This is a genomic window from Campylobacter sp. Cr9, from assembly GCF_020138295.1.
GTDB lineage: Bacteria > Campylobacterota > Campylobacteria > Campylobacterales > Campylobacteraceae > Campylobacter_E.
This window is the reverse complement of sequence record NZ_JACGBH010000010.1, coordinates 19,803-33,448: the sequence shown is the minus strand read 5'-3', so window position 1 is coordinate 33,448 and position 13,646 is coordinate 19,803. Positions and strand designations below refer to the sequence as shown.

Annotated in this window: 13 protein-coding genes; 9 read left to right on the top strand and 4 right to left on the bottom strand. The window is 29.3% G+C overall.

Translation table 11 applies throughout. The features are described from left to right. Positions 1-9: 9 nt before the first annotated feature. From AVANS14531_RS06110 to AVANS14531_RS06090, 5 genes are read left to right on the top strand one after another with little or no spacing between them, the layout of a single operon-like run. Complete coding sequence (locus AVANS14531_RS06110; RefSeq protein ID WP_336611736.1) at positions 10-942, top strand: DMT family transporter; 933 nt, start codon at positions 10-12, stop codon at positions 940-942. Further along, positions 939-1,823, top strand: a complete 885-nt coding sequence (gene kdsA, locus AVANS14531_RS06105) for a 3-deoxy-8-phosphooctulonate synthase (protein WP_336611704.1) — start codon at positions 939-941, stop codon at positions 1,821-1,823. Before AVANS14531_RS06110 ends, kdsA begins: the two co-directional genes overlap by 4 nt. 2 nt (positions 1,824-1,825) lie before the next feature. After that, the gene (gene ribH, locus AVANS14531_RS06100) at positions 1,826-2,296 is read left to right on the top strand and encodes a 6,7-dimethyl-8-ribityllumazine synthase (protein WP_336611703.1); all 471 of its coding nucleotides are present in this window, start codon (positions 1,826-1,828) and stop codon (positions 2,294-2,296) included. Then, the gene (gene nusB, locus AVANS14531_RS06095) at positions 2,286-2,672 is read left to right on the top strand and encodes a transcription antitermination factor NusB (RefSeq protein ID WP_239816953.1); all 387 of its coding nucleotides are present in this window, start codon (positions 2,286-2,288) and stop codon (positions 2,670-2,672) included. Before ribH ends, nusB begins: the two co-directional genes overlap by 11 nt. After that, complete coding sequence (locus AVANS14531_RS06090) at positions 2,669-3,121, top strand: prepilin-type N-terminal cleavage/methylation domain-containing protein (protein WP_336611702.1); 453 nt, start codon at positions 2,669-2,671, stop codon at positions 3,119-3,121. Before nusB ends, AVANS14531_RS06090 begins: the two co-directional genes overlap by 4 nt. Positions 3,122-3,163: 42 nt before the next feature. On the opposite strand, the gene AVANS14531_RS06085 is transcribed toward AVANS14531_RS06090, so the two are convergent. Genes AVANS14531_RS06085 through AVANS14531_RS06075 form a run of 3 tightly spaced genes read right to left on the bottom strand, consistent with a single transcriptional unit; the run spans position 3,164 to position 6,177 of the window. Further along, the gene (locus AVANS14531_RS06085; protein WP_336611701.1) at positions 3,164-3,967 is read right to left on the bottom strand and encodes a Gfo/Idh/MocA family protein; all 804 of its coding nucleotides are present in this window, start codon (positions 3,965-3,967) and stop codon (positions 3,164-3,166) included. Next, on the bottom strand, positions 3,967-5,085 hold the full coding sequence (locus AVANS14531_RS06080) for a 5-methyltetrahydropteroyltriglutamate--homocysteine S-methyltransferase (RefSeq protein WP_336611700.1): 1,119 nt from the start codon (positions 5,083-5,085) through the stop codon (positions 3,967-3,969). The genes AVANS14531_RS06085 and AVANS14531_RS06080 overlap by 1 nt, the downstream gene beginning before the upstream one ends. Then, positions 5,086-6,177: a DegT/DnrJ/EryC1/StrS family aminotransferase gene (locus tag AVANS14531_RS06075; RefSeq protein WP_336611699.1), complete on the bottom strand. Its 1,092-nt coding sequence runs from the start codon at positions 6,175-6,177 to the stop codon at positions 5,086-5,088. Positions 6,178-6,319: 142 nt separating this feature from the next. Between AVANS14531_RS06075 and putP the strand changes: the two genes are divergently transcribed. From putP to AVANS14531_RS06055, 4 genes are read left to right on the top strand one after another with little or no spacing between them, the layout of a single operon-like run. Then, positions 6,320-7,819, top strand: coding sequence for a sodium/proline symporter PutP (putP, locus tag AVANS14531_RS06070; protein ID WP_336611698.1), 1,500 nt, complete (start codon positions 6,320-6,322; stop codon positions 7,817-7,819). A 46-nt stretch (positions 7,820-7,865) separates the two neighbouring features. Next, positions 7,866-10,406, top strand: a complete 2,541-nt coding sequence (gene alaS / locus AVANS14531_RS06065; protein WP_336611697.1) for an alanine--tRNA ligase — start codon at positions 7,866-7,868, stop codon at positions 10,404-10,406. Next, positions 10,400-10,858 (top strand): hypothetical protein, encoded by a 459-nt coding sequence (locus AVANS14531_RS06060; protein ID WP_239816960.1) that lies wholly within the window; start codon positions 10,400-10,402, stop codon positions 10,856-10,858. Before alaS ends, AVANS14531_RS06060 begins: the two co-directional genes overlap by 7 nt. Before the next feature lie 4 nt (positions 10,859-10,862). Then, positions 10,863-12,812 carry a penicillin-binding protein 1A gene (locus tag AVANS14531_RS06055; protein ID WP_442862403.1) on the top strand — a complete coding sequence of 650 codons (1,950 nt, stop codon included), beginning with the start codon at positions 10,863-10,865 and terminating at the stop codon, positions 12,810-12,812. Positions 12,813-12,865: 53 nt separating this feature from the next. Here the strand turns inward: AVANS14531_RS06055 and AVANS14531_RS06050 are convergent, their stop codons facing one another. Next, positions 12,866-13,615, bottom strand: a complete 750-nt coding sequence (locus AVANS14531_RS06050; protein ID WP_336611696.1) for a hypothetical protein — start codon at positions 13,613-13,615, stop codon at positions 12,866-12,868. Positions 13,616-13,646 lie beyond the last annotated feature (31 nt).

Genomic DNA, 13,646 nt, shown 5'->3' with positions numbered 1-13,646 from the left:
ATGAAAAAAATTAAAAAAATTATCAGAAAAAATCTTGGGATTTATTTTATGGTAATTGCTAGTTTTGCATTTGCACTCATGGGGTGCAGTGCAAAACTACTTGCAAACGATATGCCTAGTGTTGAGATTATGTTTTTTAGAAATGTAATCGGAGTAATTTTTATCGCTTATTTAATTTATAAAATTCCACATAAAAAATCAGGTGGCAAGTTTTTTTTATTGTTTTTTCGTGGTCTTATCGGAACAATCTCTTTATATTTTTTCTTTTATAATGTTGCAAACATTTCTTTAGGTGGAGCTTTTGCTTTTCAAAAAACAAATCCTTTATTTGTTGCACTAATTGCGTTTTTGTTTTTTAAAGAGCAACTAGGAATTAAAAGTATTTTATATTTATTTTTAGCTTTTAGTGGGGTTATGTTAATAATTCAGCCACTAGCACCAGAACACTTGCATACTGGTTTTGATATAAAGAACTCAATTTTAGGAGTTTTAAGTGGTCTTACAGCAGCTCTAGCTCTTACAAGTGCAAGAGAACTTGGAAAATATTATAATACCGAAGTTATAGCGTCGAGTTTTTTTATATTAGGAACTATTTTACCTATAATATCAATGCTTGGTGGAGAATATTTAGATCCTGATTTGATTAAGCATTTTGATTTTGCTTTTGCAAAATTTGTAATGCCAAATGATTTTAAATTATGGATATTGATAATTTTAATGGGAAGTCTTTCAATTGTATATCAAATATATGTTACAAAAGCCTATAAAGCAGCTAAAAAAGCAGGGGTTGTAGCAGGGGTTGGTTATATTGATGTTGTCTTTACATTATTACTAGGGATACTTTTAGGAGATGATTTACCAAGTTTAATGGTTTTAGCGGGTATAATCTGCGTTTTAATAGGCGGTATAGGAATAAGCTTAAGTAAGGATAATAAAAAATGAGAAAAATTATATTATTTGCAGGACCTTGCGTTATTGAAAGTCCTGAAGTTGTTATGGAAGTGGCAAAAAGATTAGAAAAAATAGCTAAAAATCCACAAATTGATTTTTATTTTAAATCAAGTTTTGATAAAGCAAATCGCACAAGTTTAGATAGTTTTAGAGGACCTGGACTTGAAAAAGGTTTGCAAATTTTAGCTGATGTAAAATCTAAATTTGGTTATAAATTAATAACTGATATTCACGAAAGTCATCAAGCTAGCATTGCAGCCGAGGTTGTTGATACACTTCAAATTCCTGCGTTTTTATGTAGGCAAACGGATTTATTAGTTGCAGCTGCGAAAACAAAAGCTATTATTAATATTAAAAAAGGACAATTCTTAAATCCAAACGATATGAGATATAGTGTTGCTAAGATTGCACAAACTAGAGGATTTAACTATACAACTAATGATGAAAGCTTTTTTGCAAGCTCTGATTTAGGTGAAAGAGTTTATAATGATTTAGCTGATAGTGATTTCTCACTTGCTCATCAAATGGCAAGAGAAGCTAGTATTTTAGTGGTTGAAAGAGGCACTAGTCTAGGATATGGCAATTTAGTTGTTGATATGAGATCGCTTAAAATTATGAGAAATTTCGCACCTGTTATTTTTGACGCAACTCATAGCGTTCAAATGCCTGGAGCTGCAGGTGGAAAAAGCGGTGGAGATAGCTCTTTTGTAATGCCACTTGCTCGTGCTGCTGCTGGGGTTGGTGTTGATGGATTTTTCTTTGAAACACACTATAATCCAAAAGAAGCTTTATGTGATGGACCTAATATGATAGCAACTGATGAGCTTGAAGCAAAGGTTAATTTATTATTAAAAATACTAAATAAAGGATAATTATGAATATTATTGAAGGAAAATTAAAATTAAATGGCAATGAAAGATTTGCAATTATAAATGCTAGATTTAATAGTTTTATTACTGATAAATTAGTTGAAGGTGCAAAAGATGCTTTTGTTCGTTTTGGTGGGGATGAGAGCAAACTTGATTTAATACTTGTTCCTGGTGCATTTGAACTACCTTTTGCATTAAAACAAACTGTTAAACAAGGATATGATGGAATAGTTGTTCTTGGTGCTGTTATTCGTGGAGATACACCTCATTTTGACTATGTAGCAGCAGAATGCACTAAAGGAGTCGCAGCAATTACTCTAGCAAATGATACTCCTATTAGTTTTGGTGTGCTTACCACTAATACGACAGAACAAGCTATGGATAGAGCAGGAATTAAAAGTGGAAATAAAGGCTATGAAGCAATGGTAACTACTATTGAAATGCTAAACTTAAAAAGAGTTCAAAATGGCAACTAGACATCAAGCTAGAATGACCGTTGTAAGTTTGCTTTATTCGTTTGATTATGTTCAAAATAGCGAACATGTGAATGATTATCTAGAAGAGCATAAAATTAGAAATGCAATCCGTGAATGGGCGTTAGAATTATTTAATGGAGTTCAAAATAATTTAAGCAAAATTGATGAATGCTTAAAAGGTATTTTAGAAAGCAACGAAGTAAATAATCTAGGTGGTATGGAAAAAGCCATATTAAGACTTGGGGTTTATGAATTATTATTTACAAAAACAGATAAAGCAGTAATTATAAATGAAGCAATAGAACTTGCAAAAGAATATGCAAGCGATAACGCACCAAAACTTATAAATGGTGTTTTAGATAAGGTAAGGGCTTGAAAAAAGCTTTTACCATAATTGAGCTAATTTTTGTAATTATTATAATCGCAATACTTGCTTCGGTTGTGATTTATAAAATAAGTAGCATTAGAGATGATGCACACAATGTAGCTCAAGTTAATAATTTTAAAACCTTAATAAATGATTTAAATACTTATTATGTAAGTAAAGGTAGTTATTTTAAAGATGATGAAGGTATAAACATCTCAAAAATGACTAATGTGGGTAATAAACATACTCATTATTACGAATTTAATTCAAGTGATAACAAACCTTGCTTTATACTTATGTTTGTAAAAGATGAATTATATATTCAACCAGCTTTCAATCCTAAGAAATTACCTAGAGCTTGCAAGCAATTGCACGAAATGTTTTTAAGCTATAATATAGACTTTTTAAAAGACGATTATAAAGCACTTTTATTTTCTCATAAAGACAAAACAAAATAATCAAATTCCTATTTCAAATTCTTAAAGAATTTGAAATAGGAATTATAAAATTTGTTGAGTATAAATAGCATCATCTACGCTTGCTAAATATCCTAAATTATTTGTTTTTATGTAGTTAATAAATTCATCTTGCTCTCTTGATAAACTTGAATGGCTTTTAAGTTCCATTACAACTTCATCTTTAATCAATCTTGAGTTTAAAAAGTCTAGCTCATAGCTTGAAATATTTGTATTAATAAATGCTTTTCTAATTCTACTATTAAACTCCCATGAAGCTAAAATATCAAGATTATTAGAATTAAGTTTAATTTGCGTGCAAGGATTATTAATCTTGCTTATATTAAACTCAGCTTTAATTCCAAAAAAATTAGCCAAATCAATATCATGAACGCAAAGGTCTAAATCAACCCCAACATCACTAATTCTTGCTGGTTTTTTAGATGCTCTTATAAAACTTGCATATTTTATCTCTTCACCTTGACTTTGTTTTAAGAACTCCAAGCTAACAGGATTAAATCTTTCACAAAAACCAACAGCAACATTTACTCCACTTTGCTTAATTGCGTAAGCTTCATCTAAATTAAAGCTAAGTGGCTTTTCTATTAATATATATTTTACTTTTTCGCTTAATTTTAAAAATACTTCATAATGATATTTAGTAGGAACTACAATAATAGCTCCATCAATTTTATTGCTTAATAATTCATCTAAGTTAGAAAAATAAAGCTCATCTTCTATCCATTCAGGCTTTATCACATCATAACAAAATAAATTTATATCTTTTTTTCTAAGCTCGGTATAATGGTTTTTCCCCATTACACCAAGCCCAATTAGTGCTATATTCATTAAAATCCTTGATTTTCTAAAGTTTCATTTAATTTATTTAATAAATTAATCTTTTCCCATTGAGTTGCCATATCAATTTCATTTCCTTCTTCGGTAGAGCTAAAGCCACATTGTGTGCTAAACTCAATCTGAGAAGATTTTAGATATTTTTTAGCTTCAAATGCTCTTGATACCAACTCATCTAAACTAGGACTTTCTTTTACTTTCGTAGTTAAAAGTCCTATAACTACTCTTTGATTTTTAATATATTCTAAAGGTTCAAATCCACCAGCTCTATCGCTATCAAATTCTAAGAAAAACTTATCTATATTAAGCTTTGCAAATAATTCTTTTGCTACTTTAATATATCCACCACTTGCACTAAAATGGCTTCTGTAATTTCCCCTACAAATATGAATTGCTGTTGTAATATTTTTTGGCATAGTTTCTAGGCTTTTGTTTAAATACTCTACATATTCTTTAGTGCATTCATCTGCGTTTAGACCATTTTTTTCTAAATTTGCTCTAAAATCATTATCACAAAACGAACCAAAGCTAACATCATCAAGCTGTAAATAAACCCCACCTACTTTGCTAAATTCATTATAAAAATCTTCGTAAGCTTTTAAAATATCAGCTTTAAGCCTTGCATAATCTTTGCCATAATATTCAAATTCCACATTAAATCCACCCCTAATAAATAGCATATAAATAAACATTGCTGGGCTTGGAATTGTAAGTTTTAAACGATTTGTGTCTATATTTAGCTCTTTTGCAATCTGCACTAATCTTGCAAAATCTTTTATAAAAGGATGATTTTTACACTCAATTTTGCCAACTATTTTTACGCCTTCAGCTCTTGTTTCAATACCTTTAAATACATAGCCTTTTTCTTTAATAATCTTAATAACCCCACTAAATCCCCAATAAAAGTCTAAATGCCACCAAGAGCGTCTAAATTCTCCATCGCTTAAATAATAAACATTATTTTTATCACACTCAAGTAGTAATTCTTTAATACACTCATCTTCAATAACTCTAAGTTCTTCTTGACTTATTTTTCCATTTGCTAAATCGCTTCTTGCAGCCTTTAATTTCGCAGGTCTTAAGAATGAGCCTACTTGGTCTAATTTTCTCATTTATTCTCCTTTATTAAAAATTTCAATTACCCTTTCTTGATCCTTTATATCTAAAAATGCCGAAAATGGCAATGATAAAATCTCATTAGTTACATCTTCGCAAACTTTAAAATCTTTTTCATTATATTCTAAATATTTAAAACAAGGTTGTTTATAAAGAGCGATAGGATAATGAATAGCTGTTGGAATGCCATTTTCATTTAGCTTTTTAATCACTAAATCTCTATTTTTAACCCTTACGCTATATTGGGCCCAAACGCTTAAATAATTAGCCTTTACTTGTGGAGTAATGCAGTTTTTTAGATTTTTACTATAAGTATTTGCTAAATTAACTCTTTTTGTAATTTCTTCATCAAAATACTTTAATTTTACATTCAATACTGCAGCTTGAATTGCATCAAGTCTTGCATTTAAGCCTATAATTTCATGCTGATATCTTATTTCACTTCCATGATTTATAAGTAATTTTACTTTTTTAGCTAATTCATCATTATTAGTAAAAATAGCACCGCCATCACCATAACAGCCTAGTGGTTTTGATGGGAAAAAACTAGTTGTGCTAATATCAGCAATATTACAAGAAAACTCTTCTAAATCATTTTTAGCCCCAAAGCTTTGTGCTGCATCTTCTATTAAATAAAGATTATGTTTTTTACATATCTTTTTCAAAGAATTTAAATCAGGCATTTGACCAAAGATAGAAATAGCTAAAATAGCTTTAGTTTTAGGACTAATCTTTTCTTCAATTTTGCTAATATCAAGGTTATAATCAATATCACTAATATCAACAAAAACAGGCTTAGCACCTATTAAAGCTATCATTTCAGAGCTTGCAATAAATGTAAATGGGCTAGTAATTATCTCATCGCCTTCTTTAATACCTAAAGCTTTTAAAGCTATATATAAAGCGCTTGTTCCATTTGAGCATGAATATGCGTATTTTGATTTTACAAAATTAGCTAAGTTTTCTTCTAATAAAGCAACTTCAGCCCCACCTATAAAACTTGAATTATTTAATATATTTTGAATTCTTTCATCAATTTCGTTTTTGTATTTTAAATATTGAGATTTTAAATCACAGAATGCTAACATATGTTGTCCTTAAAAAATAAAAGGCTAATTGTATTTAGATAACTTAAATTGTAAGTAAAATAAGCTTTTAAAAATTAAATTTTTGTTTTAAATGATTTTTAAAAATTTTTTTATATATTAAAACTTTTGCAAAAGGAAAATAATGAGTAATTTAGAAAATATTGAACTTAGTTTGCCTATCATAATTGATTTTATTGCTTATAGCTTGCTTATGATAGGAATTGGCGTTTATTTTAGAAGAAAAAACAAAACTTCTAGCGATTATTTTGTAGGAAACAAAAGCTTAGGTCCTGTCTTATCAGCTCTTAGTGCAGGTGCATCTGATATGAGTTCTTGGCTGCTTATGGGCTTACCTGCTGCTATTTTGCTTGACGGATTAGCAAAATCATATATAGCAATAGGACTTAGCATAGGAGCTTTATTAAACTGGCTATTTGTAGCAAAAAGACTTAGAATTTATACTGATATTAAACAAAATTGTATAACTATTCCTGATTTTTTTGAAACTAGATTTGATGATAAAAGTGGAATATTAAGAATAATTTGTGCCTTTGTAATACTTATATTTTTTACTATATATATTTCAAGTGGCTTTGTGGCTGGTGCTAAATTATTTGAAGAAGTATTTAATATAAATTATTTTTATGGGCTTTTTATAATAACTTTTATAATAGTAACTTATACTTTTTTAGGTGGATATAAAGCAGTTTGTTGGACTGATTTAATTCAAGGCTTACTTATGATGCTAGCTTTAGTAATTATTGCTGTTGTTATGCTTAAAGCATTAGGTGGAGTAAATAATACAATAGAAATTATTGAAAAAGTAGGAACAAACAATAATAAAAACTATATTTCAATGAGCCAAAATACAATGTTTATAATCTCATCTTTAGCTTGGGGTTTAGGGTATTTTGGACAACCTCATATTCTAATAAGATTTATTTCTATAAGAGATATTAAAGATATTCCAGTAGCAACACTCGTTGGTATTTCTTGGATGGTTATATCGTTATTTGCAGCTATTATGATAGGGTTTTTAGGTATTGCTTATTTAGATGAGTTTAAATTAAACTTAATGGATAAAGATAGAATTTTTATTCTAATGAGCCAAATATTATTTAATCCTTGGGTAGCAGGAGTTTTACTTAGTGCAATACTTGCTGCTATTATGAGCACTGCTAGTTCTCAGCTTTTAGTATCAAGCTCTGCTATTGTTGAAGATTTTTATAAAAAAGTTTTAAAAAGAAAAGCAAGTAATGAAAAGATTATGTTTTTATCAAAACTTAGCGTTTTAGCAATTTCTTTTATTGCACTTTTAATATCATTTGATAAAAACTCAAGCATAATTGATATTGTAGCTCATGCTTGGGCTGGGTTTGGCGCTTCATTTGGTAGTGTTATTTTATTTGCTTTATTTTGGAAAAAAACTTCAAAAATTGGTGCAATTAGCGGAATGAGCTCTGGAGCTATTTGTGTTTTAATATGGGAAAATCTAAAAGATTTTGGTGGTATTTTTGAGCTTTATTCAATTATACCTGCATTTTTAATTGCAAGTATTTTTATAATAATTACATCTTTAGTTTTTAAAACAAGCAAAAACAATGAAGAAACTTATGAAAAAATGTTAAGCAATATTCAATAAGTTAAAAAAAATTGATATGATTTAAGAAAATTTATAAGGATATAAAATGGATATAAGAAAAGAGTATTTGGATTTTTTTGCAAGTAAAGGTCATGAGATAACCCCATCAAGCCCACTTGTTCCTGATGATGCAACATTGCTTTTTGCAAACGCAGGTATGGTTCCGTTTAAAAGTATTTTTACAGGTGAAGTGCCGAGCCCTTGTCCACCTAGAAAAACAAGCTGTCAAACTTGTATTCGTGCAGGTGGAAAACACAATGACTTAGATAATGTTGGTTATACTGCAAGACACCATACATTTTTTGAAATGTTAGGAAATTTTAGCTTTGGTGATTATTTTAAAGAACAAGCTATAGCATATGCATGGGAGTTTGTAACTGAAGTTATAAAATTACCTAAAGATAGACTTTATGTAACAGTTCATGAAAACGATGATGAAGCATATAATATGTGGCAAAAACATATAGCAAAAGAGCGTATTTATAAATTTGGAGATAAAGATAATTTCTGGCAAATGGGCGATACTGGTCCATGTGGTCCATGTAGTGAGATTTTTTACGATCAAGGCGAAGAAAATTTTAAAAGCGATGAAGATTATATGGGTGGAGATGGAGATAGATTCCTTGAGATTTGGAACTTAGTTTTTATGCAATTTGAAAAACACCCAGATGGAAGCATGACAAAACTACCAAAACCTAGCATTGATACAGGTATGGGGCTTGAGCGTGTGAGCGCTATTAAAGAAGGAAAATTTAGTAATTTTGATAGCTCATTATTTATGCCAATAATCAATGAAATTGCAAAACTTGCTAATAAGACTTATGAGTATAAAAGTGGTGCAAGTTTTAGAGTAATTGCTGATCATATTCGTTCAGCTACATTTTTATTAGCTCAAGGTGTAACTTTTGATAAAGAAGGAAGGGGCTACGTTTTACGCCGCATTGTAAGAAGAGCTTTAAGACATGGATATTTGCTTGGCTTTAAGAGTGCATTTATGTATAAATTAGTAGATGTTGTATGTGAATTAATGGGTAATCACTACACATATTTAAATGAGAAAAAATCTTTCGTAAAAGAACAATTATTAAGCGAAGAAGAAAGATTTTTAAACACAATTGAAAATGGAATGAATATATTTAATGAAGAGCTTAAAAATACAAAAGATATTTTTAGTGGTGAAGTAGCATTTAAATTATATGATACTTATGGTTTTCCGCTTGATTTAACTCTTGATATGCTAAGAGAAAAAAATCTTAAAATTGATGAAGAAAAATTTAATGAATTAATGGCAAAACAAAGAGAATTAGCTAAAGCAAACTGGAAAGGTAGTGGAGATAAAGCAACTCACGGAGATTTTAAAGAGCTTTTAGATAAGTTTGGGGTAAATGAGTTTGTTGGCTATGAAAATACTGAAATTAAAGCAAAATTATTAGCTGCTTTAGATGAAGAATTTAAAATAGGAATTAAGAGTAAAAAAGCTTGGTTAATGTTTGATAAAACTCCGTTATATGCTACAAGTGGTGGACAAAATTACGATTTAGGTAGCATTTATAAAAATGATAAATTAGTGGCAAATGTACTTCAGGTTGAAAAGTTTTTTGATATTAATTTAGCTTTAGTTGAAATTGTTGGCGAGTTTAATATAAATGATGAATTAATAATCAAGATTGATACCGAAAGAAGAGCAGAGATTGCAAGACATCACAGTGCTACTCACTTATTGCATTATGCATTAAGAAAAGTTTTAGGCGAAAATGCAACTCAAGCAGGTTCATTTGTAGATTTTAATAGACTTAGATTTGACTTTAACTTCACTCGTGCATTAAGCGAAGATGAATTAAAGCAAATTAGTGATATTGTAAATGATATGATTTATAAAGCTGATGATGCAAAAATACAAATAACTGATATTGAAAGTGCTAAAAAATGTGGTGCAATGGCATTATTTGATACAAAATACGGCGATAAAGTAAGGGTTTTAAGCTTAGGAGATAGCATTGAACTTTGTGGTGGAACTCACGTTAAAAATACAGCTGTTATTGGAGATTTTATTATTCTTAAAGAAAGCGGTGTTAGTGCAGGTGTTAGAAGAATTGAAGCAATAGCAAGTAAAGCAGCTAAAGAATATACAAAGAATTTAATTTCGGAATTTGAAAACATTAAAAAAAGCCTAAAAACTAATGATATTTTAAAAAGCGTAGAGAGTTTAAAAGCTGAAATTAAAGAACTAAAACAAGCTTTAAAAAACGGCTCAAATAATTTAAATAATGAAGTAATAAACGGAGTTAATGTTTGTGTAAGTGAATTTAATGGCTTTGATATTAAAGCAGACATTGATGAGTTTAAAAATAAATTTGATAAAGCTGTGATTGTTTTAATATCAGGCAAAGATGATAAAGCAAGCATAGCAGTTGGTTCAAAAAATACAAATATTAAAGCTGGTGCTTTAGCTAAACAAATCGCACAATTTTTAGGTGGAAACGGCGGTGGTAGAGATGATTTTGCTACTGCAGGTGCAAAAGATACTAGCAAATTAAACGAAGCTTTAGCTTTAGCAAAAGATGAGATTAAGAAGGCTTTATGCTAGGGCTTGATAGCTTAATTTTACCATATATACATTTATTAGCAGGCATTTGCTTTATAGGTCTTCATATAGGCATTAGGGCAAATGCTAGTTTTTATTTATGTGAAAACGAAGAAGATTTGCAAAAAACTTTAAAAAATTTAAAAAAACAAATCTATGCTTTTTTTATCTTAATGGCGATAATGGCTTTTAGTGCTGTTTTTGTTATGATAAACAATAGCAATGACCCGTTATTTAGCACTTTAGCTTCTACGCAATGGTCGCTTTATGCTTTTGCTACACTAAACTTATTATATATTTATTATCAATTTATTTTATGTGAAAAAGAAAAAGAAAATAAATTATTAGTATGTAGCGAAAAAATTGCATTAATTGTTTATTATTTCATACCATTAAACATTTTGATTTCTTGTATAGGTGTATTATTTGCTTTGCTAATAAGCACGATGATTTAAGGAGATTTTATTGAAATATTTTGTTTATTTTATAGCTATTTGTGGAATTATAGGTTGCTTAATTTTAGGATATTTTCTAAATGTAGTAGAAAGTAAAGATATTGATTATAAGGAATTTGATTTAGACCTTACAACTCAATTTTATGATAGAAATGGCAATCTACTTGCGAATGTATTTAATGAAAATAGAGCTTATGCTAAATTTGAAGAAATTCCACCAAGACTTATTGAAGCGTTAATTGCTATTGAAGATACTAGCTTTTTTGAGCATGAAGGAATTAATATTGATGCGATTTTTAGAGCAATCATTAAAGATATTCAAAAAGGTCGCTTAGCAGAAGGTGCATCAACCTTAACTCAACAGCTTGTAAAAAACCATTATCTAACAAATGAAAAGAGTATTAAAAGAAAAATAAATGAAGCACTAATTAGCTATGAAATTGAAAAAAACCTAACAAAAGAGCAAATTTTAGAAAGATATCTAAACTTTATCTTCTTAGGACACGGATATTATGGGATAAAAACAGCTGCAGCTGGATATTTTCATAAAGAATTAGATGAATTAAGCCTTAAAGAAATGGCAATGCTAGTAGGCTTACCAAAAGCACCAAGCACTTATGATCCAACAAAAAGAATAGATTTATCGCTTTCTCGTGCTAATGCAGTGCTTAAAAGAATGTATGATTTAGGTTGGATTAGCGAAGCTGAATATAAACAAAACGTAGCCTTAAAACCTATTGTATATGATGAGAGTTTAACTCAAAATAAAGCTCCTTATGTTGTAGATGAAGCTATAAGACAGCTTCAAGCAATGGGAATAAGTGATATTAAAACAGGTGGATATAAGGTTGAGCTTAGTATTGATTTAGATACTCAAAAAATCGCAGAAGAAGCTATTAAATTTGGTTACGATGAGCTTATTAAAAGAGATAAAGATATTGATTTAAACCAAATAAATGGTGCAATGATTGTAACTGAGCCAAAAAGTGGAGATGTTTTAGCTTTGGTTGGTGGGGTTGATTATTATAAGAGTAATTTTAACCGCGCTACTATGAGTAATAGACAAGTTGGCTCAAGCTTTAAGCCTTTTGTATATCTTAGTGCTTTAAATCTTGGCTACTCACCTGCTAGTGAAATAGCAGATATTGCAAGAGTTTTTGAAACTCGTGATGCTCAAGGTAAAAGAATGATATGGAAGCCTAAAAACTACGGAAGAGATTTTAATGGTTTAATTACTTTAAAAGAAGCATTAACTAAGAGTAGAAACTTAGCTACAATCAACCTTTTATTAGATACAAGCCTTAGCTATGTTCATCAAACAATCACAAAATACGGCTTTACTAATGTTCCACAAGATTTATCGATAGGTCTTGGCTCATTCGGAGTTAGCCCTTATGAATATGCTGAGCTTTATAGCATTATTTCAAACTACGGAACAAAGCAACCTATTAAACTAATTACAAAAGTAACTGATAAATTTGGCAATGAAGTTAAACTAGAAACTAAAGAAGCAGTTGAGTTTGTAAAACCTGAGCAAACTTATTTAATGATAGATATGATGAAAAATGTTGTTGCAGCTGGAACTGGTGGCGGTGCTAGAGTTGCAGGAATTGAAATAGCAGGTAAAACAGGAACTTCAAATAAAAGCGTAGATGCTTGGTTTGTAGGCTTTACTCCTAGTATTCAAGTAATTACTTGGTATGGAAATGATAATAATAAACCTATGAAATATTACGAAGGCGGTGCTAGAACTGCCGCTCCTGTATTTAGATACTTTATGCAAAAATACTTAGCAGCACATCCAAATATTAAAAGAAATTTTGATATTCCAAAAGGTGTAAGTAAAAGAGTAATAGATGGTAAATCTTGGTTTTATACTGACAAATCTCCTTTACCAAAAGCTAGCAGAAACGATATCTTAAAACAGCAAGAAGAAGATGGATTAATGTTCTAAAGAGCTTAAGGCTCTTTAGTTAAATTCTTAAAGAATTTAGAATAGGAATTAGCTTAAGTAATATCTTCAATAATTGAACTAATCTCAATCAAATCATCAACTTTTCTTAAAAACAAATACTCATTTGATGGTTGTTTTAAAGCTAAATAATCTTTATTTAAAATCTTATTAATATATAAAAAGCTAGAAAAACTTCCACTCCCACAAGCACTCTCGTAAAATAAAGTTTTTATATCTCTTACCCACACAATAGGCTCTAAGCAATTATTATGTAAATACATAAAACCACAAGCCTTTTTATCTAATAAATTATGCTCTTTAAAATAAGAATAAGCATATTCTTTTAAATCAATTTTATTTAAATCTAATTCTTTAGTATAAACAACATGAAAAATATCGCCTAAATCAACGAAATATTCATAATCGCTCATTTTATTAATCTCATAATTATCGCTAATTCTCATATAATAAAATTTTTTATTTTCATATTTTTGCCTAAGTTCGCTTTCTTTTATAAAAGAATTATCATTAATTCCACATTGATATTCTTTATCATTCATTTCAATAATTGTTTCTTTTGTATCATCAAAATCTAAAATAAATTTTGCTGCACACCTTAAAGCATTAAAACAAATCTCTCCACCTGCCATTCTAAGCTTATTCATAAATATAAAACCAACTTGCTCTACATCTTTATGCTTAGCTAAAATCTCATCATTTATTTGCTTAAAATCTAAATCATTGTAACCAAAAACCAAAGCTGTGGTATTTCCCGCTGGGTAATGTAAAACATATTTATACATTTTTGCTCCTTTAATTTTCTTTATCTTAAAC